Genomic DNA, 24,193 nt, shown 5'->3' with positions numbered 1-24,193 from the left:
ACAATTCGATGCCGGCACAGGGGGCTCCACGTTACGGTGCGCCGCTAGACTTGGCCCGTTGGTGCTCGACCCCGCCGCCAGACGGGAGCCGCGACGGTATCAGGCGAGGGCCCCCGGCTTGTCCGGGTTTAGCGGCTCCGGGCCGGGGGCGCGGCTGCCGTTCCAGGTCTTGATGATGGTCCAGCCCACAGCCGTCAGCGGTACGGCCAGGAGGGCTCCGATGACGCCGGCGAGCATGGCACCGCAGGCGAGGGCCAGGATGATGACCAAGCCGTTAATGTTGAGGACCTTGCCCATGAGCAGGGGTTGCAGGATGTGGTGTTCGAACTGGTTTGCGGCGATCAGCACGATCAGCATCGTTAATGCCGGCCCCGGCCCATCGGCCACCAGCGCGACCAGGACGGCGAGGGTCCCTGCGGCGGTGGCACCGATGATCGGGATGAAGCCGCCGATGAAGACAAGCACGGCAAGGGGAACGGGGAGGGGAACCTGAAGGATGAGCAGGGCGGCCAGGATGATCAGCGCATCCGTGGCGGCGATGATCGCCGTCCCCCGCACGTATCCGCCGAGCACGGTCGTGGAACGTTCGGCCGCGAGCCTGGCTGTTGGCTGGTGCCGGTCCGGGAGGAATCCGATCAGGAATCCCTTGATTTTGTCGCCGTCCTTGAGGAAGAAGAAGAGGATGACGGCCATCAGGACCATCCCCGCGACCGTCTCGCCTGCCGTGCGCAGCCCCGTCAGTGCGTCCGCACCGAATGAGCCGCCGGAAAAGAACTTCTGGACCTCGGACCGTGCCGTGTTCAGTTGCTCGTCAGTGAGGGCAAAAGGCCCGTTGACGAGGAACTCATGCAACTGGTTAACGCCGGCCACGGCGCGGGCCTCGAGGTCCTTCGCCTGGTGGCGGATAAGCGAGACGATGCCGGTCACCACCCCGACGAAGATGCCGAGGATGGCGACAAAGGAGGCAGCCACCACCAGAGCCCTGGGCCAGCCCTTGGTGGTGAGCCAGCGCACCGCCGGGGAGATGGCCGAGGCCAGAATCAAGGCGATCAGCACGGGGGTAAGGACCAGCGGGACCCGGGTGCCGGCCCATACCACCAGCCAGGCCAGGGCCGCGACGAGCAGCACCTGGAGCGAGCGGATCGCGGAGCGGCCCAGAGTTGTCGCCCAGATCGGAGGGAGCCCGGACACCTGTGGAAGCGGAGCAGGGACGGGTCCGGGTGCCCGGTCCGGGGCCGATTCCGTGGCGCCGCTGGCCGCGGACGAAGGGCTGGCATGGGCGGGGTTTGCCGGATCGGGGTTCATCATTTCCTCCAGGTAGCATGCGGGCCACAAACACTGCCCTAGCATTCAGCAGACCATTCTAAGCATGCTTAGGATTACTCCAACAGGGCACGACCGCACTGCCGCGCGGAAGCCTTGACCCGGCAGCGGGCGGAGGTCAAGCTGGTCCCTACACCGCCTGAACGGAGGAGTTTCACCGCCCACCACCACTTCCCAGCGGGAGAGTTTCTATGCCTGACAAGAACGACGCCACCAATTCCGCGCGCAGCGTGCGCCTCGCCGGCTCAGAACGGCCGCCGGCGCCCAGGATCCAGGCCACCCATGGACCAGCTGACCCGCACCGCAGGATCGAGGTGACGGTCATCCTGCGCCGCCGGGAACCGCTGACCGATCTCCCTGCCGAACCCCTGACAACCGGCGAGCTCGCGGACCGCCACGGCGCCTCCGCCGGGGACCTTGAACGCGCCACCGAAACTTTCACCCGGCTGGGCGCCGAGGTTGTCGAGGCCGATCCCGCTTCCCGCCGCATCCGCCTGGCCGGAACGGTTGGGCTTCTGGCCCGGATCTTCGGCACCAGCCTGGAGGACGTGACGAGCAGCGGTCCCCACGGGCAGGACGTTACCCACCGGCACCGGTCCGGATTCCTGGAGATCCCGGCGGAACTGGAGGGAATCGTCACCGCCGTGCTGGGCCTTGACGACCGGCCGCAGGCCCGCGCGCAATTCCGGGCTATCCCGTCGTCCGCCACCGGCACCAGCTACACCCCGCCGGAGCTGGCCGGCATCTACAACTTCCCGCGCGGGCTCGACGGCGCGGGGCAGGGCGTGGCAATCATCGAACTGGGCGGCGGATTCGGCCAGGCAGACCTGGACGCGTACTGGTCGGAACTTGGAATCACCGGGCCAACGGTCACGGCAGTGAGTGTTGACGGCGCCCGGAACCGGCCCGGGCAGGACCCCACCGGGGCAGACGGCGAAGTGCTGCTGGACATCGAGGTTGTCGGCGCGCTGGCGCCCAGGGCGGACATCCTCGTGTATTTCGCCCCGAACACCGACGCCGGCTTCCTCGACGCAGTGATCAACGCGTCCCATGCGACCCCGCCGCCAACCTCGATCAGCATCAGCTGGGGGCAGAACGAAGACGAGTGGACGGTCCAGGCCCGCACTGCCATGGACCAGGCCTTCGCCGACGCCTGTGCGCTGGGCGTAACCGTCACCGCCGCGGCCGGCGACAACGGCAGCGCCGACGGAGCCACGGACAACAAGGACCATGCTGACTTTCCGGCGTCCAGCCCGCACATCCTGGCCTGCGGCGGAACCCGTCTGGAGGCCGATCCGGCCACTCGCACGATCAGCTCGGAGACAGTGTGGAACGACGGGCCGCATTCGGCCACCGGGGGCGGCTACAGCGACGCCTTCCCCGTCCCGCCGTGGCAGCACGGCCCGCGCCCCCATGCCGGGCACCACGGGAGAGCGCCGCAAGGCCCGTCCAAGGGCTTGGGCCGGGGCGTACCGGACGTCAGCGGCGTCGCCGACCCGCAGACCGGGTACAAGGTACGGGTGGATGGCAAGGACATGGTCATTGGCGGCACCAGCGCCGTGGCCCCGCTGTGGGCGGCACTGATCGCCTTGTTCGCCCAGGCCGCCGGGCGCCGGTTCGGCCAAATCCAGCCCCTGCTGTACAGCCGGAAGTCCGGCTTTCGCGACGTCACTACCGGAAACAACGGCACCTACCAGGCCGCGGCCGGCTGGGATCCCTGCACCGGGCTCGGCAGCCCTGACGGTACTGCCCTGCTCGCGGCAATCACCTCGGCCTCCGGTCCGGCTTCCAACCCACCGGCGGCCGGTTAACGGAGGTGCACGGGCAGGATCCGCAGCTCCTGAACACCGGCTAGTGCAGTCCGCTGGTGCCTCCGGGCATACCCGGCTCGGGCAGCCTGGCCAGGTGTGGGGCTCAGCCCCTAGCCAGCCACTCGCCCACGGGTACAAAATTGGCGCATCTCGTTTGACGTCGGAGGCCAAAATGGATCGTTTGCGAACAGCCGTTGCCCAGCGTCCACGTATACCGTGGCCAGTTGACCCCGCAAGGCGGCCAAATTTCTTTGCTGCTATTGGCGTCGGGCTGCTTATAGATCCCCTTGATCCCCTGCTCGGATCCACGGTGTGCTGTGCCTGACGACGAGGACGTTTGGGACAAATCTCCCTTTCCCGCCGGAAGCCCAGAAGCAGGTGAAGAAGGGCCGCCGTGGGAGATCAATCACAACTATGACCAACTGACCTATGAGATGCTGACCGCTCGTTTCCTCGCACACGATGAGCTGTTATGGCAGACGCCTGTCCTGGCCCTCACCGCGCAGTCGTTTCTCATGTCCATCTCATTGACTCCTGGCGTCGCGGACGTGGCAGCAGCCACAGCGGCGGCCCTGGGAGCGATTTTGATACTGATGTCGATGCACCTGCTTGGAAGGCATCGTTTCCTTGAGCTCATCGAAAAGCACAAGCTCAATCAGCTTGAAGAAGCCTTAAGAATCGAGCCATTGAGTACACATTCATGGGCATGGAGGTATGCCGAATCACCAAGACTCGGCCGCACCTTCAAACCCATCGACTACGGATTGGAAAGTCCGCGGTATCCAAAAATATTTTCTTGGCCGAGTTACGTCATCTGGCAACTTGGATTGTCCCTATTCTTCATCGCAAACATAGTGGTATTCGTGTTTAGGGTGAGTAAGATCTGGTCCGGCAGTTAAAAAGGGCCTGACACCACAGCGGGCGGCCGCAGTGCGCAACCACCCGCTGTCAGTTTCGGTACCAGTGTTACTTGACCTCGAAGGCTAGGGTTTCGGTGAACTCGCGGCCGTAGGCGTCTGTCGCGGTGACTTTGGCGGTGTGCTCGCCGATCGTCAGGTTGGCCGGGAGTTGGAGACGCCACAGGTGGGAGGTGCGGTCGTGAAGGCCGCCGCCGTGAACCAACTGCTCAAGGGTCGCTACCGGGTCGGTGTACTCGGCACCGATCCGCGGGACGTCGTCAGCGGTCATCGACTGCGTGCGGGTCGCATCGGTGGCCTCGCCGCCGTCAAGGGAAATCTTCACGGTGGAGCCGGTGGACCCCATCCAGAAGTTGGTGGTCAGCCAGGTCTCACCAAGCTCGCCGCGGGTCACGGCATTGGGGTTCTCCGGCGCCGGGGCCTTGCCTCGTTGGTTCTGGTACTTGTCGAACCAGGCGCGGTAGGTCGGAGAGTTGATTCCCAGAGCCATCTGATCGGAGCCGTCGTCACCGGTGGCGGTGAAACGCTCTTGGATGTCCGTGTTCTTGATGTCCAGAGTCAACACGCCAGGAGGAGTCCCGTCTCGCTGGACGGCAGTGGGAAAGCCCTCCTCCAGCACCCGGCCGTTGTACCACTGGCCGGACACTGCCGGGACGGTCAGGTGAGTGAACGGCAGACCGGCCTCCCCGAGCTTCTCAGCCCAGCCGGCCATCAGGTCGCCCTGGCGGAGGTTTTCGGACATGTGGGTGTGGCCGGCGAGAGAAACCACCTCGCGTCCCTTGAGGATTTCGTATATCTGCTCAATCTGGGCGTGGGTGTAGCCGCTGGAGTAGAAGAACTCGTGCAGCGGGGCGTGGGAGGCGATCACAACGGCCTGGTTCTTGGGGACAGAGGCGATGTCCTTGCGCAGCCATTCGAGCTGACGTTCGCCCAAACCGTAGGCGTAACTGCCCTTCTTCGCCGGGATTACCGTCGGGTACTGGATGTTGCTGAGGGCCACGACGTGGGCCTTGCCGGCGTCGTAGGAGTAATACTCCGGGCCGAACTGGGCGCGGTACGTGTCGAACTCGTGCTCGCCGTCGAGGGCGTCGAAGTCCAGGTCGTGGTTGCCGGGCAGGAAGCGGGCAGGGCCGTTGAGCATGGATGTCAGTTCGCGGGTCTTAGCGTAGAGGGACAGGTCGTCACCCACGATGTCGCCGATGAACAGGGCCCCACAGCCGGCGTAGTCGGTGCGGGCGGCCAGATCGGTGAAAACGCCCTCGCGTGCGAACCCCACCTCTTTTTCGTTGTAGGTCTGGACGTCGGCGCCGACCACGCAGTGCTGCTCCGGCGACTGGGTGAGCTGGCTTTTAGCCAGCGGAAAGTTCACCTTGTCCGGCAGCGCGCCGGTGGGCGCGATGCCGCCGTACTTCAGCTTCGGGGAGCCTGCCGGCAGGTGGTGGTAGAAGAACTGGGCGACGTTGTGTTCGTCCACTGGTACCTGGTAGCCACGCGGCTGGGTCACGAAGACTGTCATGTTCTCGTACGCAGGCAGTTCATAGCGGCCCTGACCGTCGGTTGTGACGACGTCGCGGCCGTTGGAAACCGTTACCCCGGGCAGGCCCGGTTCACCGGATTCCTGTGTGGAGTTCCTGTTCTTGTCCTCGAACACGGTCCCGTCCAAAATCTGCTGATCAGCCGTGGGTGCGTTGACGACCTCGACAGTTCCCCGGTAGGCGGAGGCGGTCCAGTCGGATTCCGCCGGGGCGGCGACTGCGGAGCCGATTGGCGCAACCAGCGCGCTGGTGGCAAGCAACGCCACGGCCCCGGTCAGGCGCACAGGTCGGGACAATTGTTTCGTGGGCGGATTGGGATATAGCTGCATAATATTGAACCTCTGGTCGAGTGATGTAGCCGGTAGGTCGCCGGTCCCATCAACCCTTTCCCGGGCGAATGAACGCAAACCAAAGTTAAGACGCCACCCGCGCCACGTGCCCGCAATCAAAGCCCGCCGGAAGTTCAAGGGCATGCCAAACCAAACCGATATGCTACGCCCGGCCAGATCGTCGAAGCCCCGGGTGCGACCGCGCCAGCCAGTACCCTTACCTGCTTTGCCGTCCGCTAGAGACGCTTACCGCCGAGGCCCAGCCGAACGCCTAGTGCGGCCCGCCGGCGCCCCCGGGCATACCCGCCTTGATCAGGTCCATCACTGAGGAGTCCGCCAAGGTGGTGACATCACCGATTGGCCTGTCCTGCGCCACATCCTTGAGGAGCCTCCGCATGATCTTGCCGGACCGGGTTTTCGGCAGTTCCGACACCACCATGATCTGCCGGGGCCGGGCTATTTTGCCGATTTCTTTGGCGACGTGATCCCGCAGTTCCTGTACGACCTCGGGTCCGCCGTCGCCTGCTTCGCTGCGCAGGATAACGAAGGCGACGATGGCCTGCCCGGTGGTGTCGTCGAGGGCGCCTACGACCGCGGCTTCGGCCACCTTGGGATGGGCCACGAGCGCCGATTCGATTTCCGTCGTCGAAAGCCGGTGTCCTGCCACGTTCATCACGTCGTCCACCCGGCCGAGAAGCCAGATATCCCCCTCCTCGTCCTTCTTGGCGCCGTCCCCCGCGAAGTAGAGCCCCGGGAACCGCGACCAGTAGGTCTCAACGTAGCGGTCATCATCGCCCCAAATGGTGCGCAACATGGAGGGCCACGGTTCCCTGAGGATTAGATAGCCGCCGGAACCGTTGGCAACGGAATCGCCCGCGTCATTTACGACGTCGGCCACCACTCCGGGCAGTGCCCTCATGGCCGCGCCCGGTTTGCCTGCCGTGACTCCCGGCAGCGGACTGATCATGATGGCTCCGGTCTCCGTCTGCCACCAGGTATCCACGACGGGCGTCCGGTTGCGGCCAATGTTCTCCCGGTACCAGATGTAGGCGGCCGGGTTGATCGGTTCCCCGACAGTGCCGATCACCCGCAAACTGGCGAGGCTGTATTTGGCCGGTATCTCCGCGCCCCATTTCATGAAGGTACGGATGGCGGTCGGGGCGCAGTAGAGAATCGACACCTTGTACTTGTCGATAATTTCCCACCAGCGGCCCTGGTGCGGGGTGTCCGGCGTGCCCTCGTACAGCACGGAGCTAGCACCGTTGGCCAAGGGGCCGTAGACGATGTAGCTGTGCCCGGTGACCCAGCCGATATCCGCCGCGGTCCAGAAGATGTCCGACTCGGCCTTAAGGTCGAACACCGCCCAGTGGGTGTACGCGCATGCCGTGAGGTAGCCGCCGGTGGTGTGCAGGATGCCCTTGGGCTTACCCGTGGTGCCCGAGGTGTACATGACATACAGGGGATGTTCGGCGTCGAAAGCCTCCGCTTCATGCTCGGCGGACGCCAACTCAACCGTTTCGTGCCACCAGAGATCGCGGCCCGGAGTCCAGTCCACCTCCTGGCCTGTGCGGCGGACCACCAGCACGTTGCGGACCTCCGGGCAGTCCAGCAGGGCCTCGTCCACAACGGGCTTCAACCCGCTGGCTTTGCCCCGGCGATAGGCACCGTCGGAAGTGATGACGACCCTCGCGTCGCAGTCGTGGATCCGGGTTCGAAGCGCATCTGCGGAGAACCCGCCGAACACGACGGTGTGCGGCGCCCCAATGCGGGCACAGGCCAGCATCGCCACGACGGTTTCCGGAATCATCGGCATGTAGATCGCCACCCGGTCCCCGGACCTGACACCCAAATCGGTCAGCGTGTTTGCTGCCTGGCAGACCATGCGGGTGAGCTGGGAATACGTGATCGTGCGCGTGTCACCGCCTTCGCCTTCAAAGTAATAGGCGACCTTGTCCCCGCGGCCGGCCAGGACGTGGCGGTCAAGGCAGTTGTAGGCAACATTGAGTTGACCCCCGACGAACCACTTGGCAAACGGCGCATTGGACCAGTCCAGGACCTCACTCCAACTCTGCGACCAGTCCAACCGCTTCGCCTGCCGCTCCCAGAACGCCAGCCTGTCGCCGTCGGCTTCGGCGTAGTCCGACGACGTGGCGTTGGCGTGCGCGGAAAAGCCGGCGTCCGGTGGAAAGCGCCGCTGTTCGTGCATCAGGTTGGCGAGGGCCTCTTCCGGTTCACTTCGATCCGGGGACACGGCGCGTCACCGGCGCCCGACCGGGAGCACGGTCCGCTTGTAGGTGGAGTTCGCAACCACCGCGAGGGAGCAATACCAGGCAACAAGCGCTGTCACGATGCCCAGCCAGCCGCCCAGCACCGTCAACCCGGTGGCTCCGGCGAAAGCGCCGAGGAACAGTGCGATAAAGGTCAGGGTCAAGAAGACGAAGACGGTGAAAACGCCCATGCTCACGCGCCATGCGGAAACGGTCATGTAGGCCGTAAAGATTGCCCATGCCAGGAGGTACAGCCCCACGGCTTTGCCGGCGTCCGCTGCCGGAAGGCTTCCCGCGCTGAATTGGCTCAAGAACCAGAACGACATCCAGAAGGCTCCGTAGGAGCAGAACGCGGTGGCGCCGAAGACGTTTCGGTTAGCAAATTCCCAGATTCCGGCCCCGAACTGGGCTATGCCGCCATAGAACAGCGCAAGTCCCAGGACCACTGGCTCATCCGCCTTGGGAATCAGGCCTGCATTTATGACACTGAGCACGAACGTGGTCAGTGCGAACGCGCCCAGACCTAAAGCAGCAGGATCGGCAAACGGCGGGCTAATGGCGGTTTGCGGAGCTACGACCGGACCTTGGGCTGGGACAGGGCTTTCTCCCCTGCGGCCACGCCCGGAGGGGAGAGTCCCCGCCGCGGAGCTTGATTCGACACTCATGGTACGACTCCTTGTCAGCACCAGCACCACTGCTGGTGATACATATCACGCTACTCCTGAGTGCGCAAGGTCAACATCCGGAATTTTTGTGATTTATCTTGCAGTACCTTGTGATCTAAATCACTTCGAGCCAGCTTCCGAATGGATGAACGTCATCGTCATTGGCCGGGCCGCAAGAGCGGCACGTATATGAGGCTGCTGCGCAGTAGCCGCGGGCATCAGCGCCGCCTCAGCCTCCCCCACTTCCCCGGCCCCGGCGGCCCAGGCCCTCGGAAAGAAGGCCGCCGCAGCGGCACCTTCCGCCTGACCGGCGCCCACCCGCCGGCAAGAGCCTGGCAGCCGCCGTGGTTGCCCGGCTCCTGTTTACCCGGAACCGGGGCGGACTCCGGGATTCGTCTACGTCGCCCTCGTCATCGGCCTGTACTCCCGGGCGATCGTCGGCTGGGAAACCTCCCCGTCAAAGACACCGCGTTCGCTGTCCGTGGCCTGGGCGCCGAGCAGGAAAGATTTCGGGGCCGCAGACTTGCCGGCGGCGTAAGCCGTTGGGTCAGAAGACGAGGATCGGTTTGATCGTGGTGCCGTTCGCTGAGTCCTCGAAGCCCTGGTTGATGTCCTCGAACGAGTAGGTCTTGACCAGCTTCTCGAAGGGGAACCGTCCTTGCTTCCACAGCTCGATCAGGCGCGGGATGAATACCTGGTAGACGGAGCTGCCCTGCACGTTCATCCGGAACGTCCACCCCTTGACCTGAGACTCCCCGATTTCGAACGGCGCTTCAGTGCCGAACGTCGTGTTGCCGACGGCCACAAGCGTCCCTCGGAACGCGAGAGCTTGGGCTGCCTGGCGCAGCACCGAGGGCACGGAGGTGGTGTCGACGATGTAGTCCACGCCTGCGCCGCCAGTGATCCGCTTGAGCTCTTCGAGCATGTCAGCTTCACCGGAGTTGACGGTGTGGGTCGCGCCGAGGCTGAGGGCCATCTCCAGGCGGTTCTCGTGCAGGTCCACGGCGATCACCGTTGTGCAGCCGGCGATCTTGGCGGCCATAATCGCCGCCGAGCCGACAGCTCCGGTTCCGATGACCGCCAGCGACGTTGCCGCCTCCGGCCGGAGATCGTTCAGGACCGCGCCGGCACCGGTCTGCAGTCCGCACCCCAGGGGCGCGACCGTTTCCAGCGGAACGTCGGGGTCGACCTTGACCACGCAGCGCTCCAAGACGTTGGCATGGGACGAGAAAGACGATTGGCCGAAGAAGTGCGAGGCCACGGTCTCACCGTCGGCCGAGAGCGAGCCGCGCCGACCGCTCAGGTTGAGGGCTATGTAGTGCTCGCAGTACGCCATCTCGCCCCGCCGGCACTGCTTGCAGATACCGCACGACGCTGGCGCCATGACTACGTGGTCGCCGACGGCGACGCTCGTCACCGATGAACCGACAGACTCAACGACACCAGCACCCTCGTGTCCGAGCACTGCTGGCCACTCGATCGGGTAAGCGCCGTTGCGGGCTGTCGAATCCGTATGGCAGATGCCACTGGCCACCATGCGCACCGTGACCTCGTCGGGTCGGGGTTCGGCGAGCTCCAGCTCTTCGATTGAAAGCGGTTTGCCCGTCTCGCGGACGACTGCTGCCTTGATCTTCATAGACATTTCTCCTTCAGGACCTGCACCAACTTTTCGCCTTCAGTCGCGAGCATCAGCGCGGACGGTCGAGCTTTGGGTGTACGACAAACGTATACCCCGCTCTCGAACCTCCCCTGCGGACCCGGACGCACGACGGCGGGCCGGGACCCGCCGTCGTGCGTTTGGCTAGTTGCCCAGGTATTCCAGCAGCACCGCGAGGGCCGCGCCCGTTCCGTTGACCACGGCGAGCTCGGCGTCCGGGGCGAAGTGCGGTGAGTGGTTGCCGGCGGGGGCGGCGCCGTCGGCGAAGGCCGCGGCGGGGAACGCGCCGAAGGACCAGAAGACCACTGGCACGCCGATCGAGTCGCCGAGCCAGCCGGCGTCCTCCGAAGCCATGCCCAGCGGCTCGGCGATGACGGAATCCGGCCCGAAGGCCGCGGTCAGCGCCGCCGTGGCGCGGGCGGTGTGCCCGGCGTCGTTGAAGAGGCGCGGGAAACGGTTGATCTCCACGATCGCAGGCTCTTCGATGCCGGAGGCGGCAGCCTCGGCGGCGACAATGCGGCGGATCGAACCCAGGACGTGGGCGCGGACCTCCTCGTCGGGCGTGCGCACATTGAGGCTGAACTCTGCGGTCTCCGGGATGATGTTCTCCTTGAGGCCGGCATGGAAGGTGCCTACCGTGACGACCGCGGGCGTGGTCGGAGCCAGTTCCCGCGAGACGATCGTCTGCAGGCGCAGGACCATTGAGGCCGCCGCGACGATCGGGTCCAGCGACTTCTCCGGCTGGGACCCGTGGGCCTGGCGGCCGCGGACGGTGATCCGCCACGAATCGGCGAGGCTGGCCATGTTCCCGGCGCGCAGCGAGAACGTGCCGGCCTTGGCGGGCATGACGTGCTGGGCGAGGACCACCTCGGGGCGCGGGGCGCGGTCCCACAGTCCGTCGTCGACCATCGCCTTGGCGCCCCACGCCGTTTCCTCGCCGGGCTGGAAGAGGAGCACGACGGTCCCGTGCCACGCGTCGCGGTTCTCCGTGAGGTACTGGGCGGCGCCCAGGGCTGCGGTGATGTGGGTGTCGTGGCCGCAGCCGTGCATCGTGGGCGCTTCGCTGCCGTCCGGCAGGGTGCCGGTGGCGGTGCTCGCGTAGTCGAGGCCGGTGGCCTCGGCGATGGGCAGCCCGTCCGTATCCGCGCGGAAGCCGACCACGGGACCCTCGCCGTTGCTGAGGAGACCGACGACGCCGGTCCCGCCGGAGCGGAAGTGCTCAATGCCCAGCTCGGTCAGTCTGGCCTCGATCGATTCGGCGGTCCGGTGCTCCGCCGAGGACAGCTCGGGCGCGCGGTGGAATTCCTTGTAGAGCTCCACGTGCTCGGCAAGGAAACCCGCGGGGACCTCGATGCCGCTGGCGAGGGCAACGGTGGTGGTGTCAGTCATGATGGCCTTTCGTATCACTCGGGTAGGGTTCGGTGCTTAGTGCCGGTCAGTGTCCGACGGAGGTTGGCGCCTCGGCCGGCGTGGGGGCGTCCGTGCGCTTTCGGGCAAACCATGCCACGAAGATCACGGCGACGACGGAGATGGCCGTGACGTAGTTGGTCAGGAACGGCGCGAGCCGGACCACCCCGTAAACGACGATGGCCGAAACGACTGCGGCGATGATCGTGGTTCGGGCGTTCTTCATTGACACGATGGCCTGGATGGTCACGGCACCGAAGACAGCCGAGAGGATGTAGAGGCGGGCCACTGCGATGAGCCCCGCCGGCAGGAGGCCCAGGAGCCAGGTGCCGAGGAAGCCCACGAGGATGATCAGCGTGATGATGTGCACGAACGCGGCACCGATGATCGCCGCGCCTGCGATCAGCTCGGCCCGGCGGGTGCCCGGCTTCTCGCCCAGATCGGTCTGGGCGATGATGGCGGAGGGCAGCAGCTTGTTCGCGATGTTGCCGATCATGAACGCCTGGTACATCGCGGACCGGCCGAGGATCGGGTAGTACGAGATCGGCTCGACGACGGCGATGATGCCGAACGTGGCGAAGACGATGCCGAACGCGGTCCATACCTCCTGGCCCGTGATGCCCAGGCCCGTGCCGAATGCTACGAAGAGCGCGGCGCCGAGGGAGATAAGGAATCCGAGTCCGAGGGTGATGGGGCCCCAGATGGAGGTGGTGCGGTCGAACTGGGCGAGCCCGTCGAGGGATGTGGTCTGAGAGGACATGGCAGGTTCTCCTGGGCTCGTATTACTTGGCGGTGGCGAGGAAGGCGGCGGCGAGGGCGACAAAGATGGCGATGCCGAGGCCCCACTCGCGCAGCCAGGGCTTTTTCAAGAACTTGGCACCGGCGAGGCACAGGCCCATCACGGCCGCCGAGACGAGCACCGTCAAGATGTGCACACCCGACTTGGTGGTCTCGGTGAGCGCGAGCGTGATGAAGGCGGCGAGGATTGCCGCGGTCGGGACGACCGTCATGACCGCCGGGTTGACCTTCCGAAGGGTCTTGTCGCCCTTGGCCAGGATCGGGGTGAGGATGAGCGCGCTGAGCATCCACACGATTCCACCGAGGGTCATCGCGGCAAAGCCGATCGCGAAGATCTTCTGGGTGTAGGTGGGGCCGCCGAGCTGGGCGCCCTGCGAGGTGGCCGCGAGGCCTGCCGCGGCGACATCAAACGCCGCGGACCCGACCAGGCCGATCCGGGTCAACACCGCCGGCGTGCTGAAGAGCGGCAACAGCGAGACCGCGACCAAGGCTACGGCCAGCGAAGGACCGATCGCGGCGATGCCGCCGCGGCGGACCGAGCCCATCACCTGCTCGTCCGTGAGGTTCGCGGAGCCGGCGGCCTTGCGGATCGCCCGAAGGTAGATGACGGACTGAAGCACGATGACCGCGAACACGGCCGCGGCGCAGATCCAGAGGACGGGGTGGAAGGACACGGGGGTGATGTCGGTCGATCCCGGGTCAACGGCAAAGCGGTGCATCTGCACTCCTTTGGGTTTCATGTGACGGCTCAGGTGTGATGCCGATCTAACATGTTTGCGGTCTAGATGATTTCGAATTTTCACCAGGGCTGGTCATGGCACGTCTGAAGTCACGGGTGGGCTCTGGAATGACGCCCTTCCAAAACATCCGCAGTCCCGTCCGAACCGGTCGATAAACGAACCAGTCCGTCCATGCCAGGACCCGGGAGCGGTGACTGGCCGCGCGCGGGTCAACCGAAACCTGCGGCCTGTCCCTAGCTGTATTGACCACGGACGTTAGGAACACCGGCGTGGTTGGGTGACAAAAAGAAGACCTCCGAGTGGAGTTGGGCTTGTCGAGAGTCCAGTTCACAAGGAGGTCTTCAATGTCCCATGCTAACGCGATCCTCACGCCTAAGGGCAGGCTCCGGCTGGCCAGATGCATCGTTGATGACGGATGGCCGCTGCGGCGGGCGGCTGAACGGTTCCAGGTCTCGGTCACGACCGCATCGCGGTGGGCCGGCCGCTACCGCGACCATGGTGAGGCCGGCATGCAGGATGCCTCGAGTAGGCCCCGAACCTCGCCGCGACGGACCTGCCCCCGGCGGGAACGGCGGATCATTGCGATCAGAGTCAACCGCCGGTGGGGCCCGGCGCGGATCGGTTACCTGCTGGGGATCCACCCGTCCACCGTGCACCGGGTGCTCTCGAGGTTCGGGCTGGCCAGGCTGTCCTGGCTGGACCGTGCTACCGGCCGGGTGATCCGCCGCTACGAGCACGAGGGCCCCGGGGACCTGGTCCACGTGGACATCAAGAAGCTCGGGCGGATCCCGGACGGAGGCGGTCACCGGAGCGTGGGCAGGGCCGCTGGCAGGCGGAACAAGACCGGCACGGCGGCGAACCGGAGACCTGGCTACGCGTTCTTGCACAACGCCGTTGATGACCATTCCCGGCTGGCCTATACCGAGATCCTGGCCGATGAAAAGAAGGAAACCGCGGCCGGGTTCTGGGAACGCGCCAACGCCTACTTCGAGTCCTGCGGGATTACCGTGAAACGGGTCTTGACGGACAACGGCTCCTGCTACCGCTCCTACGCGTTCAAAGACGCCCTGGGTGCGGATATCACGCACAAACGGACCCGCCCCTACCGTCCGCAGACCAACGGCAAAGTCGAGCGCTACAACCGCACCATGCTGGACGAGTGGGCCTACGCCAAACCCTACGGATCAGAATCAGAGCGTGTTGCCGCTTTCAGCGATTGGCTCCATCACTACAATCATCACCGAGGCCACACTTCACTCAAGGGTCAACCACCCGCCAGCCGCGTCACCAACCTGTCAGGTCAATACACCTAGCTTTCCCTAGGTCCACGCGATGCGTGAAGTGCGGCTAGGGCTGGACCAATGCCGGTTCCTCTACCAGTGCTGATGCTCGAGCCTTGGCCGTAAATTCGTCGGTAGTCATGACGTCTGCGGTTGAGAAGGCCAGAATCTTCAGGGTGGCGGCGTGGACCTCTGCGGCGGACATTTCCCCTTGTCCGACGTCCGGGTAATCAAAGGTGCCAGTGGCGTCGGAAAGGAAGACCACAAAGTAGTCGCGGAACATCGCATCTCGGGCGGTGGCGTGGCAGCAGTTCTCTGTAGTCGTGCCGATAACCACCACCGTCTCGATTCCGCTTCCCCGCAGGATGATGTCCAAGTCAGTACCGAAAAAGGCACTATAGCGGTGCTTCTTCACCACGATCTCTCCCGGAACTGGCGCCAGGTCAGGATAGATTTCCACGCCGGCGGTACCGTCGACCAGCCCCGCTTTGTTGGCTATGGGCGGGTAAAGATCGGCGAAGCGACCGACGTCGCACCCGTCCTCCCGATGCGCATGGGTAGTGTAGATGACCTTCATTCCTGTTTCACGGGCGCACGCCAGCGTCTTCTGCATGTTAGGCACCGCCGCACGGGCCTGTGCCGATTCCATTGGCGCTCCTTCAGCGACGAAGTCGTTCTCCATGTCCACCACAATCACCGCTGTGCGCGTGGCATCAATTTCGGAAATTTTGTAACCCATGTTCGTTTGCTCCCAATCGTTTTTACTGCATGATCCAGCCGGTACGCACTACCTGTCACTGGGTGCTTGAGTTCTAAGTTGCGGGCGGGGTTTAGTGCTGGAGGCTGCCGGTTGTTTGGATCCCGGAAGCCACCTCGGCGGTTCTCTTGGTGCCGGAGGCGTCCGAAAGACGAGGTACGGCAAGTACGGCTATCGCCCCGATTGCTGCAGCAATGGCCCATACAGAGAAGTTGATGAAGTTGCCCAGGGCCGCTGCGACCAGGATGCCGCCACCGGAGATGGCCAGCACGGCGCCGATCCGGCCGATGCCGAGCGTAATACCGAGCGCGGTGGCCCTGGTTGCATTCGAGAAGTAGGTAGCCACGAAGCCATTGACGAGGATTTGGGCTCCCACCGATCCGAAACCGACAACCGCGACGAGCAGGTACATGACCGGCAGGGGCATGATGCCGGTACCCATCAGGACCAGTGCGATCCCGGAGCTGGCGAAGGAGACCGCCGTGACGGGACGCGGGCCGAACTTGTCCGCCAGACGGGAGGACACCAGCACACCGACCACGGCGCCGATGTTGACCGTCAGGAGGAACGTCAGGGACGAGGCCAGCGAATACTTGGCGATCACCATGAGCTGGGGCAACCAGGTGTTGAGTCCATAGACCAGGGTCTGTCCGCAGATCCCGGCCAGGCAGAAGAGGATCATGGCACCAAGGAGCCGCCCGGTCAGAAGGGTACGGAAACGGCCTGCCGCGGGGGCTTCGCCCTGCACCGGTGCCTCGGGCAGGGGTTCGAGTCCATAGTCCCGAATGATGCGTTCGGCCTGTGCACGGTCGCCCTTTGCCGCTAGGTACGCGGGAGATTCCGGGAGGAACTTGAAGAGCAGCGGGAGGACAGTGATGAGCGGAATGCCGCCCAGGGCCAGCATGCCCTGGAATCCGAGCGCGGGCAGGAACGCGAGGGCGAGCAGTGCGGCGAGGATGCCGCCGACGGCGTACCCGGAGAACATCAAGGCGTTGTTGAAGTTGCGTCGGTTTGACTGTGAGAACTCCACGGTCAGGGCAATCGCCGTCGGAATGACGCCGCCCAGACCGAGACCTGCCAGGAACCGGAACAGGCCGAAGAGTTCGGGGGTGGGCGCCCACGCGGTCAGCAGCATTAGCAGCGAGAAGGCGGCGATGGACACCATCATCACCTTCCGGCGGCCCACGATGTCCGTGAGGTATCCGATGAGGATGGCCCCGATGAACATGCCGGCCAGCGCATAGCTGCCGATCGCGCCCGTCTCCACGGGGCTCAGACCCCATGGCTGGTAGGCCAGAAGCTTGGGGACGATTGCTCCATAGACCACCAGGTCGTAGCCGTCGAAGACTATGGCCAGGAAGCAGAGGAAGATGACAGCGGCTGCCGACTTGCGCGGGCGGGCCTGTGGGGATGCGGGAGATTGCAAAGCCATGGGGACTCCAGGTGATATACACGACGGTGTGGTTGTGCCAGAGAAGAGGGGCCGGTTTATCTGTGATCTGACCCACAGCCGAATGTAACACAATTGCGTTGTTCGTCAAGCGTTTTGTTGCATTGATGACGCCGCAGGCACGCAAGGATGGAGAAATCGCGATGCAGTGGAAGCCCAGGGCCCTGATTCTGGACCTTTTTGGAGACTATCTTCGCTACGCGGGGGGAGAGGCCAGGCTTGGTGACCTCACGGAGCTCCTCGGGATCTTTGGTGTGGAAGCGGCCACGGTTCGCGTCAACTTGTCGCGCCTGCGCAAGGAGGGCTGGTTCACTACGCGGCGCGTAGGGCGCGAGACGGTCTATACCCTTACCCCGGAATTGCTGGCAATTCTGGATGAAGGACGGGAGCGGATCTTCCGACGGCGGGACGAGCCCTGGGAGGGGCGGTGGACCATGGCTATCTATCAGGTGCCGGAATCCGAGCGTGCCGTCCGTGAGCAGCTACGCAAACGGCTTGCCTGGCTCGGGTTCGGCCAATTGTCGCCGTCAACGTGGCTCAGTCCGCGGGACCTGATGTCCGAGGTTCGCGAAATTGCCGCGGACCACCCGTCTGCGAAAGTAGATGCGCTCTGGTGCGGCACCGGGGACGTGCAGGAGGACAGGGACCTTGCCGCGCGATGCTGGGACCTGGAGCAGCTGGGCGTGGATTATCAGCACTTCATCAGCACTTATGAAGGGCAGAGAGACCAGGTACGCAAGCCGGGCAACGACGGGCGGGCTGCGCTCATCGAGCGGATGCGCATTATTGGTGACTTTCGCCGGTTCCCCTTCCGGGACCCGTACCTGCCCCGAGAGCTACAACCGGAGGGGTGGCCGAGTGGTGTGGCGTACAGCTTGTTCGGTGCGGTGCACCGCCAGCTCGGGCCAGCGGCCACGGAATTCGTCTCCGGCATCATCGGCCGGCCGGTCGAGCGCGGCGCGGAGGTCGTGGCTTAGGCGCGGACTGCGTCGGGCATTATGTAACATTACTGAGTGTACCGGTATATTTGATGTTACACATTGCTTCCAACCAGAGGAAACCCCATGGCGGAGACGCCCCGGTCGCTCGTGCTGAACCTCTTCGGTGATTACCTTCGCTACACCGGGGGGGAGATCAAGCTGGCGGAGCTCACTGAGCTCATGACGGCCTTCGGCATTGAGCCGGCCACGGTGCGGGTCAGCATGTCGCGCCTCAAGAAGGAGGGGTGGTTCACCACCCGCAAGGAGGGGCGCGAGACGGTCTACGCCCTGAGTGAGCACATGCTAGGTCTGTTGGTTGAAGGCCGTCCGAGGATCTTCCGCCGCAAGGAGGAGGCCTGGCGCGGTCGGTGGACCATGGTCATCTACCAGGTACCCGAAGCCGAGCGCACCGTCCGCGAACAGCTTCGAAAGCAGCTCGCATGGGCGGGGTTTGGACAACTCTCACCCTCAACCTGGCTTGCCCCGCACGATCTTTCGAGTGAGGCCAAGTCAATCGCCGCCGAGCACGAAGGTGCCCGAATGGATGTGCTTTGGTGTGGTTCCGATGATCCGGACCAGGGCCGCCAACTGGCCTCCCGGTGCTGGGACCTGGAATCCCTGAGGGGGGACTATCTCGGCTTCCTGGCCAGCTACGGACACCTCGACAACCCCGGTGGCAACAGCGTCAAGGACGGGAAGCTGGCACTCGTGGAGCGGACCCGTATCACCGATGACTTCCGCCGCTTTCCGTTCAGGGATCCCGAGCTGCCCCCGGAACTGCAGCCCGAGGACTGGCCGGGTCCGGCGGCCTTCAGTCTTTTCACCCGGGTGCATGAGCAGCTGGGCCCCCAGGCGCGCGCCTACGTGGAGGGTGTGATCGGCAGGCCGGTGCCGGCCGTTAGTGACAGGGTTATGTAACACTTGGTTGACGTTCTGCTGAGATTAGTTACATAATCGGTGAGACTTATCTCACCGACAACTTCTAGAAGGTGGCATCGATGGCACTTCGCGTAGCCTGCATAGGCGGCGGTCCCGGCGGACTGTTCTTCTCAACCCTGTTCAAGCAGACCGTTCCGGAGGCCGAGGTGGTCCTCTTTGAACGAAACCAGGCCACGGACGCGTTCGGCTTCGGCGTGGTCTTCTCTGACGCAACCTTGACCAGGATCAACGAGGCCGATCCTGTGGTCCACGACGGCCTGCGCGACTTCGGCACCCACTGGGACGACATCGAAGTCTGGCTCAAGGGCGAACAGAAGTCCTTCGCCGGCAACGGCATGGCCGCCATCTACCGCAAGACCCTCCTCCAGCTCATGCAGGAACGGGCCGCGGACGCCGGCGTCGACATGCGCTTTGGCCAGTACGTTCCGGAACTGTCCCAGCTTGCAGACTTTGACCTGATCGTCGGCGCAGACGGTGCGAACTCTTCAACCCGCGAACAGCTCGGCGAAAGCCTGGGCCACACAGCAGAGATGGCCACAGCAAAATTCATCTGGTTTGGAACCAGCCACATCTTCAAGGGCATGACCTTCCTGCACCGTCAGAGCGAGTTCGGCAACTTCGCAGTCCATGGCTACCCGATCAGCGACAACCTCAGCACCTTCATCGTCGAAACCGACGAGGACACCTGGCGCAAGGCCGGCCTCGACGAGTTCGATGTCAGCCAGCCCCCGGGACCGTCGGACCTGAAGACCCAGCGTTTCCTCGAAAAGCTCTTTGCCGAGGACATCGCGGGCGAGCCCCTGGTCGCCAACAGCTCCCGCTGGGCGAACTTCCGCACCCGCCGGACCCGGTCCTGGCACAAGGGCAACGTCGTCCTGCTCGGCGATGCCGTGCACACCGCGCACTTCTCCGTAGGATCCGGCACCAAAATGGCCATGGAGGACGCCATCGCCCTTGTCCGGGAAGTGGCTGCGCACCAGGACGACCTCGAAACCGCCTTCACCAACTATGAAGCCGAGCGTCAGCCCCAGGTTGCCAAGATCCAGAACCAGGCACGTGGCGGACTGAGCTGGTGGGAACACTTCGGCCGGTACTACAACTCCTTCGCCCCCACCCAGTTCACCTTCCACTTCTTCTCCCGCAGCATCGACATCGACAAGATCCGCCAGCGCGATGCCGGCTTTGTTGAATCGGTGGAAGCAGACTGGCTGGCCCGGCACGGCCACACGCCACTGGAAACGCCGCTCGACGCCGGATCGGTCCGGTTCGGCGGCCGCCTGCTCTCCCTTACCCAGCAGGACGGCCGGTCCGTCCTGGCCGGTGCCGGCGGAAGTATGGCCGTAACCACCAACCCGGCCGAGGCCGACTCCGGCACGGCACTGCTGCTCACCGCACCGGACACCGAAGACGGCCTGACCGATGCCTTCGCCCGGCTGACGCCGCAGGCAGCAGCGGTCGTGATCCAGGGCGGCACCCCCTTCACCCGTATCCTGCTCTCCGAGGAAGCCCGGCTCGGGCGCGGCATGACAAGCGTCATCGTCGATGACCGCGGACCGGCATCAAATCTGACCTTGGTCCTGTCCGGCCGGTCCGACGCCGTCGCCACCGCCGTGGGGGCCACCGGTGCATAACCTGAGCCCCCTCTTTGGACCCCGCGGCATCATTGTCGTCGGCGCCTCGTCCAGTCCGGATAAACTTGGCGCCGTCATGGCGCAGTCGCTTTCCAGCTACCCGGCGCCCGTGGAACTGGTGAACAGCCGCGGGGACAACGGGATGCACACCAGCATCGCCGCCGCCGCCGCGGCCATCCCCGGCGGCCCCGACCTTGCCGTCCTCTGCGTCCCCGCCGCCGCCACCGCCCAGGCACTCCGGGACAGCGCAGCCAACGGCGCCAAGGCTGCCCTGGTCTGCGCCGGCGGTTTCGCCGAAGCCGGCGGCCCCGGCGTCCAATTCGACCAGGCCGTCCAGGAAGCCATCCGGGAGACGGGGATCCGGCTGCTCGGGCCCAACACTTCGGGCTTCTTCGTCCCGCACCGCAACCTGCGGGCAAGCTTCGTCCCTGGCGTCGCAGAACTGGAACCCGGCTCGGTCGCCGCCGTGGCAGCCAGCGGCGGAGTCAACCACGTCCTGGCCTTCCACCTCCAGCGCGCCGGCGTGGGCGTCAGCCTCGCCGTCGGCATCGGCGCCGGCACGGACATCACCGCACCCGATGTCCTGGACTACCTGATCTCCGATGACCAAACCAAAGCCGTTGCCCTACACCTGGAAACCGTCGCCGACGGCCCGGCGCTCATGGACGCCGTCGCACGCCTCAGTGCTGTCAAGCCGGTCGTCGCGCTGATCGTTGGACAAAACGACGTGTCCGAATTTGCCCAGTCCCACACCGGCGCCCTGGCCACATCGTGGCGTACGACTCGTGCCGTCCTCAAGCAGGCGGGCGCGGTGATCGTCGACGACGAAAACCAGCTGGTAGCCGCGGTGACTGGCCTCGCAGGACGCCGCCTGGCGCCGGCAGCCAACCCCGGGGTCGGGCTCATCACCGGTCAGGCCGGCCCGGGCCTACTCATCGCCGATGCCCTCCACAGCGCCGGCGTAACGCTGCCGCGCCTGACCCAAGCCAGCCAGGACGCCATAGGTGCACTGTTGCCGCCGATGACATTCCAGGCCAACCCGGTCGACACCGGCCGGCCCGGGCCCGGCTACGAAAAAATCGTGGCGGCCGTCGCCGCTGACCCGGCCATCGACATGGTCGCGGTCTACGGACTGACCGAACCCGTGGCCGACCTGCCGGCCTCCGTCGCCGAATCCGGCGCGGCCGAAGCACTCCCGTTCCTGATCGGTGTGGACGGACCCGACGGCGACGTCGAACGTACCCGCAAATCAGCTCAACTCCACGGCCTGCCGCTGATCACCGGACCCACCTCCCTGGCCCACGGCATTACAGCCCTGGTGTACGACGCCCGGGGACAGTTCCAACGCGAAGGGGCCGACGCCGGCTCCTTCACCTGGCCGAAGGTGCACGGACCTTGGGATGAGGACCGCGCCAAGGAACTCCTCGGCGCACTTGGCATCGCCACACCCGCCCGGCGCAGCTGCAGCACCCGCACCGCCGCCCAGGAGGCCCTCGTCGAAATCGGCGGACCGGTTGCGGTCAAGCTGCTCGACGCCGCCGTTCTGCACAAAACCGAAGTCGGCGGAGTGCACCTGGGCGTGGACTCCCCCGCTGCCATGGACCGGGCCCTCGACGGCCTCGAAACCGCCGGCGCCCGCGAGTTCCTGGTCGAGGCCATGGCACCATCGGGGGTCGACCTGGTGGCAGGTGTGCGCCGCGATCCCGTGTTCGGACCCATCGTCGTTCTGGGCCTGGGCGGCACGGCCGCAGAGGTCTTCGCCGACATTTCCATCCGCTCCGCTCCCCTTTCCGTCCGGGTGGCCGAGGGCATGCCCTCCGATCTCCAGGCCCGCGAGCTCTTGTACGGCTTCCGCTCCGGTCCGACCGTGGACACGGCCGAGCTGGCAGGCATTTTGGTCCGGCTCGGTGACGCACTCGTGGCCAATGACCAAATCGCCGAGATCGAAATAAACCCCTTGCGCCTGACCCCTGACGGTCTCATAGCGCTTGACGCCGTAGTGATCAACGTCGAGGAGGACGCAGAATGACCAGCCACACCAGTGAAGGCACCATCCCCTGGCCGGCGGACCTCGCCGCAGAATTCCGCGCCAAAGGCTATTGGGAAGACCGCGCTCTGGGCGCTTACATCCTCGACACGGCCGACCGGCTGCCGGAGAAAATCGCCGTCGTTGACGGGGACCTGCGGCTGACCTACGGCGAACTCGCCAACAGAATGGATGCGGCCGCCGAACGGCTCCTTGGCCTGGGACTGAAGCCGGATGACCGCCTCATGGTCCAGCTACCCAACGGCTGGCAATTCACCGTGCTAACGCTGGCATGTTTCCGCGCCGGGATCATTCCCGTCATGGCTCTGCCGGCGCACCGGCAATACGAGCTTGCCTTCCTCACGGAACTCTCCGAAGCACGGGCCATCGCCGTCCCGGACGTCATCAAGGACTTCGACCACCAGAGAATGGCTGAAGAACTTGCAGCGTCCATTCCGGCCCTCGAGATCATCCTCGTTTCCGGTACAGCAAAGCCCCTCAACGCACGTCTCGAGGAGGTCTTGGCACCTGTAAAGGACGTCTCGGCTGTCCGCGCGCGGCTGGATGCCGCCGCCCCTTCGCCGGACTCGCCTGCCCTGTTCCTGCTTTCCGGCGGAACCACCGGGCTGCCGAAGCTCATCACGAGGACCCACAACGACTACGCCTATAACATCAAGGCCTGCTCCATCCCAACCGGAGTCACCGAGGACACCGTCTACCTCGGTACGCTCCCTGCGAGCCACAACTTTCCGTTGGCCTGCCCTGGCATTCTCGGCATCCTATTTGCCGGCGGCCGCGCAGTCATGCTGCCCAGCCCTGAACCACGCAAAGCCTTCGCCACCATCAAACGCGAGAAGGTAACCATCTCGACGGCGGTCCCGGCCGTCGCCCAGCGATGGATCGAGTACCAGCAGGAAACCGGCGCGGATCAGCTGGCCAGCCTCGAAGTCCTCCAAGTGGGCGGCTCCCGGCTGCCGGACGAAATCGCCCGGAAAGTGAAGCCGGTCCTGGGCGCGACGCTACAGCAGGTGTTCGGGATGGCCGAAGGGCTTATCAACACGACCCGCCTCGATGACCCGGAGGACGTCATCTGCACCACGCAGGGCCGCCCCGTATCCGAGGCCGACGAAGTCCGCATCGTGGATGAGGCCGGAGCAGACCTGCCCGACGGCGTTGCCGGTTCCATCCTGACCCGCGGTCCCTACACCCCCCGGGGCTACTACCGTGCCCCGGAAGCCAACGCCCGCGCCTTCACGCCCGATGGCTGGTACGCCAGCGGAGACATCGTGGAACGGCGCCCCGACGGGAACCTCATCGTCCAGGGCCGCGACAAAGACATGATCAACCGCGGCGGCGAAAAGATCTCCGCGGAAGAAATCGAAAGTCTCGTCTACCGGGTCGAAGACGTCACCATGGCCGCGGCGATCGCCATGCCGGACCCACAGCTCGGCGAACGGCTCTGCCTTTACATCACCGTCAAACCAGGAACAGAAGTAACCCTGGAGCAGATCCAGGACATGCTGCGCCAAACAGGCGTGGCGGCCTTCAAGATCCCCGAACACCTGGTGGTGGTAGACGAACTGCCTGCCACCAAGGTGGGCAAGATCAACAAGAAGGAACTCCGCGCCGACATAGCGGAACGGCTCGCAGCCTCAGGCGCTCAAGCAAAGTAAAGGACTGG

18 protein-coding genes are annotated in these 24,193 nt (G+C 65.0%); 8 read left to right on the top strand and 10 right to left on the bottom strand.

The window, feature by feature from the left end; genetic code table 11:
- Window positions 1–99: 99 nt before the first annotated feature.
- Entirely contained in the window at window positions 100–1,308 is a 1,209-nt protein-coding gene (locus tag AC3ANP_RS13265) for an AI-2E family transporter (RefSeq protein WP_488330625.1), read from the bottom strand.
- Between the two features lie 206 nt (window positions 1,309–1,514).
- Between AC3ANP_RS13265 and AC3ANP_RS13260 the strand changes: the two genes are divergently transcribed.
- A complete protein-coding gene (locus tag AC3ANP_RS13260; protein ID WP_488330624.1) occupies window positions 1,515–3,134 on the top strand; it encodes a S53 family peptidase in 1,620 nt (539 codons plus the stop codon).
- A gap of 317 nt (window positions 3,135–3,451) precedes the next feature.
- A complete protein-coding gene (locus AC3ANP_RS13255; protein WP_488330623.1) occupies window positions 3,452–4,033 on the top strand; it encodes a hypothetical protein in 582 nt (193 codons plus the stop codon).
- Between the two features lie 67 nt (window positions 4,034–4,100).
- On the opposite strand, the gene AC3ANP_RS13250 is transcribed toward AC3ANP_RS13255, so the two are convergent.
- The 7 genes from AC3ANP_RS13250 to AC3ANP_RS13220 all read right to left on the bottom strand — a co-directional run bounded on the left by AC3ANP_RS13250 (window position 4,101) and on the right by AC3ANP_RS13220 (window position 13,428).
- Window positions 4,101–5,870: a calcineurin-like phosphoesterase C-terminal domain-containing protein gene (locus AC3ANP_RS13250; protein ID WP_488330622.1), complete on the bottom strand. Its 1,770-nt coding sequence runs from the start codon at window positions 5,868–5,870 to the stop codon at window positions 4,101–4,103.
- 316 nt (window positions 5,871–6,186) lie between these two features.
- The gene (gene acs, locus AC3ANP_RS13245) at window positions 6,187–8,121 is read right to left on the bottom strand and encodes an acetate--CoA ligase (protein ID WP_488333056.1); all 1,935 of its coding nucleotides are present in this window, start codon (window positions 8,119–8,121) and stop codon (window positions 6,187–6,189) included.
- A gap of 51 nt (window positions 8,122–8,172) precedes the next feature.
- Window positions 8,173–8,847, bottom strand: a complete 675-nt coding sequence (locus tag AC3ANP_RS13240) for an acetate uptake transporter (RefSeq protein WP_488330621.1) — start codon at window positions 8,845–8,847, stop codon at window positions 8,173–8,175.
- A 547-nt stretch (window positions 8,848–9,394) separates the two neighbouring features.
- Entirely contained in the window at window positions 9,395–10,489 is a 1,095-nt protein-coding gene (locus AC3ANP_RS13235; protein ID WP_488330620.1) for an NAD(P)-dependent alcohol dehydrogenase, read from the bottom strand.
- A 159-nt stretch (window positions 10,490–10,648) separates the two neighbouring features.
- Complete coding sequence (locus tag AC3ANP_RS13230) at window positions 10,649–11,893, bottom strand: amidohydrolase (RefSeq protein ID WP_488330619.1); 1,245 nt, start codon at window positions 11,891–11,893, stop codon at window positions 10,649–10,651.
- 46 nt (window positions 11,894–11,939) lie between these two features.
- Window positions 11,940–12,671, bottom strand: coding sequence for a hypothetical protein (locus AC3ANP_RS13225; protein ID WP_488330618.1), 732 nt, complete (start codon window positions 12,669–12,671; stop codon window positions 11,940–11,942).
- A gap of 22 nt (window positions 12,672–12,693) precedes the next feature.
- Entirely contained in the window at window positions 12,694–13,428 is a 735-nt protein-coding gene (locus AC3ANP_RS13220; RefSeq protein ID WP_488330617.1) for a DUF5058 family protein, read from the bottom strand.
- 365 nt (window positions 13,429–13,793) lie between these two features.
- Between AC3ANP_RS13220 and AC3ANP_RS13215 the strand changes: the two genes are divergently transcribed.
- Window positions 13,794–14,762 (top strand): IS481 family transposase, encoded by a 969-nt coding sequence (locus AC3ANP_RS13215; RefSeq protein ID WP_488330616.1) that lies wholly within the window; start codon window positions 13,794–13,796, stop codon window positions 14,760–14,762.
- 34 nt (window positions 14,763–14,796) lie between these two features.
- Here AC3ANP_RS13215 and AC3ANP_RS13210 read toward each other — a convergent pair whose 3' ends face one another.
- Complete coding sequence (locus AC3ANP_RS13210) at window positions 14,797–15,468, bottom strand: cysteine hydrolase family protein (protein ID WP_488330615.1); 672 nt, start codon at window positions 15,466–15,468, stop codon at window positions 14,797–14,799.
- Between the two features lie 91 nt (window positions 15,469–15,559).
- Entirely contained in the window at window positions 15,560–16,918 is a 1,359-nt protein-coding gene (locus AC3ANP_RS13205) for an MFS transporter (protein ID WP_488330614.1), read from the bottom strand.
- A gap of 98 nt (window positions 16,919–17,016) precedes the next feature.
- Between AC3ANP_RS13205 and AC3ANP_RS13200 the strand changes: the two genes are divergently transcribed.
- The 5 genes from AC3ANP_RS13200 (at window position 17,017) to AC3ANP_RS13180 (ending at window position 24,185) form a co-directional block, all read left to right on the top strand.
- The gene (locus tag AC3ANP_RS13200) at window positions 17,017–17,913 is read left to right on the top strand and encodes a PaaX family transcriptional regulator (RefSeq protein ID WP_488330613.1); all 897 of its coding nucleotides are present in this window, start codon (window positions 17,017–17,019) and stop codon (window positions 17,911–17,913) included.
- A gap of 87 nt (window positions 17,914–18,000) precedes the next feature.
- The gene (locus tag AC3ANP_RS13195; RefSeq protein ID WP_488330612.1) at window positions 18,001–18,834 is read left to right on the top strand and encodes a PaaX family transcriptional regulator; all 834 of its coding nucleotides are present in this window, start codon (window positions 18,001–18,003) and stop codon (window positions 18,832–18,834) included.
- 80 nt (window positions 18,835–18,914) lie between these two features.
- Entirely contained in the window at window positions 18,915–20,486 is a 1,572-nt protein-coding gene (locus tag AC3ANP_RS13190; RefSeq protein ID WP_488330611.1) for an FAD-dependent monooxygenase, read from the top strand.
- Complete coding sequence (locus AC3ANP_RS13185; protein ID WP_488330610.1) at window positions 20,479–22,515, top strand: acetate--CoA ligase family protein; 2,037 nt, start codon at window positions 20,479–20,481, stop codon at window positions 22,513–22,515. The genes AC3ANP_RS13190 and AC3ANP_RS13185 overlap by 8 nt, the downstream gene beginning before the upstream one ends.
- Window positions 22,512–24,185 (top strand): (2,3-dihydroxybenzoyl)adenylate synthase, encoded by a 1,674-nt coding sequence (locus AC3ANP_RS13180; protein WP_488330609.1) that lies wholly within the window; start codon window positions 22,512–22,514, stop codon window positions 24,183–24,185. The genes AC3ANP_RS13185 and AC3ANP_RS13180 overlap by 4 nt, the downstream gene beginning before the upstream one ends.
- Window positions 24,186–24,193: the final 8 nt, after the last annotated feature.

Source organism: Arthrobacter sp. JB02-1C, assembly GCF_057748045.1.
This window is presented reverse-complemented; position numbering and strand designations above follow the sequence as displayed.

What these genes read in the sequence shown, in the direction of transcription:
- AC3ANP_RS13190 (WP_488330611.1), top strand. Translation starts at nt 18,915, where the DNA reads ATGGCACTTCGCGTAGCCTGCATAGGCGGCGGTCCCGGCGGACTGTTC.
- AC3ANP_RS13235 (WP_488330620.1), bottom strand. Translation starts at nt 10,489, where the DNA reads ATGTCTATGAAGATCAAGGCAGCAGTCGTCCGCGAGACGGGCAAACCG.
- AC3ANP_RS13230 (WP_488330619.1), bottom strand. Translation starts at nt 11,893, where the DNA reads ATGACTGACACCACCACCGTTGCCCTCGCCAGCGGCATCGAGGTCCCC.
- acs (WP_488333056.1), bottom strand. Translation starts at nt 8,121, where the DNA reads ATGCACGAACAGCGGCGCTTTCCACCGGACGCCGGCTTTTCCGCGCAC.
- AC3ANP_RS13210 (WP_488330615.1), bottom strand. Translation starts at nt 15,468, where the DNA reads ATGGGTTACAAAATTTCCGAAATTGATGCCACGCGCACAGCGGTGATT.
- AC3ANP_RS13195 (WP_488330612.1), top strand. Translation starts at nt 18,001, where the DNA reads ATGGCGGAGACGCCCCGGTCGCTCGTGCTGAACCTCTTCGGTGATTAC.
- AC3ANP_RS13240 (WP_488330621.1), bottom strand. Translation starts at nt 8,847, where the DNA reads ATGAGTGTCGAATCAAGCTCCGCGGCGGGGACTCTCCCCTCCGGGCGT.
- AC3ANP_RS13225 (WP_488330618.1), bottom strand. Translation starts at nt 12,671, where the DNA reads ATGTCCTCTCAGACCACATCCCTCGACGGGCTCGCCCAGTTCGACCGC.
- AC3ANP_RS13260 (WP_488330624.1), top strand. Translation starts at nt 1,515, where the DNA reads ATGCCTGACAAGAACGACGCCACCAATTCCGCGCGCAGCGTGCGCCTC.
- AC3ANP_RS13180 (WP_488330609.1), top strand. Translation starts at nt 22,512, where the DNA reads ATGACCAGCCACACCAGTGAAGGCACCATCCCCTGGCCGGCGGACCTC.
- AC3ANP_RS13215 (WP_488330616.1), top strand. Translation starts at nt 13,794, where the DNA reads ATGTCCCATGCTAACGCGATCCTCACGCCTAAGGGCAGGCTCCGGCTG.
- AC3ANP_RS13220 (WP_488330617.1), bottom strand. Translation starts at nt 13,428, where the DNA reads ATGCACCGCTTTGCCGTTGACCCGGGATCGACCGACATCACCCCCGTG.
- AC3ANP_RS13265 (WP_488330625.1), bottom strand. Translation starts at nt 1,308, where the DNA reads ATGATGAACCCCGATCCGGCAAACCCCGCCCATGCCAGCCCTTCGTCC.
- AC3ANP_RS13205 (WP_488330614.1), bottom strand. Translation starts at nt 16,918, where the DNA reads ATGGCTTTGCAATCTCCCGCATCCCCACAGGCCCGCCCGCGCAAGTCG.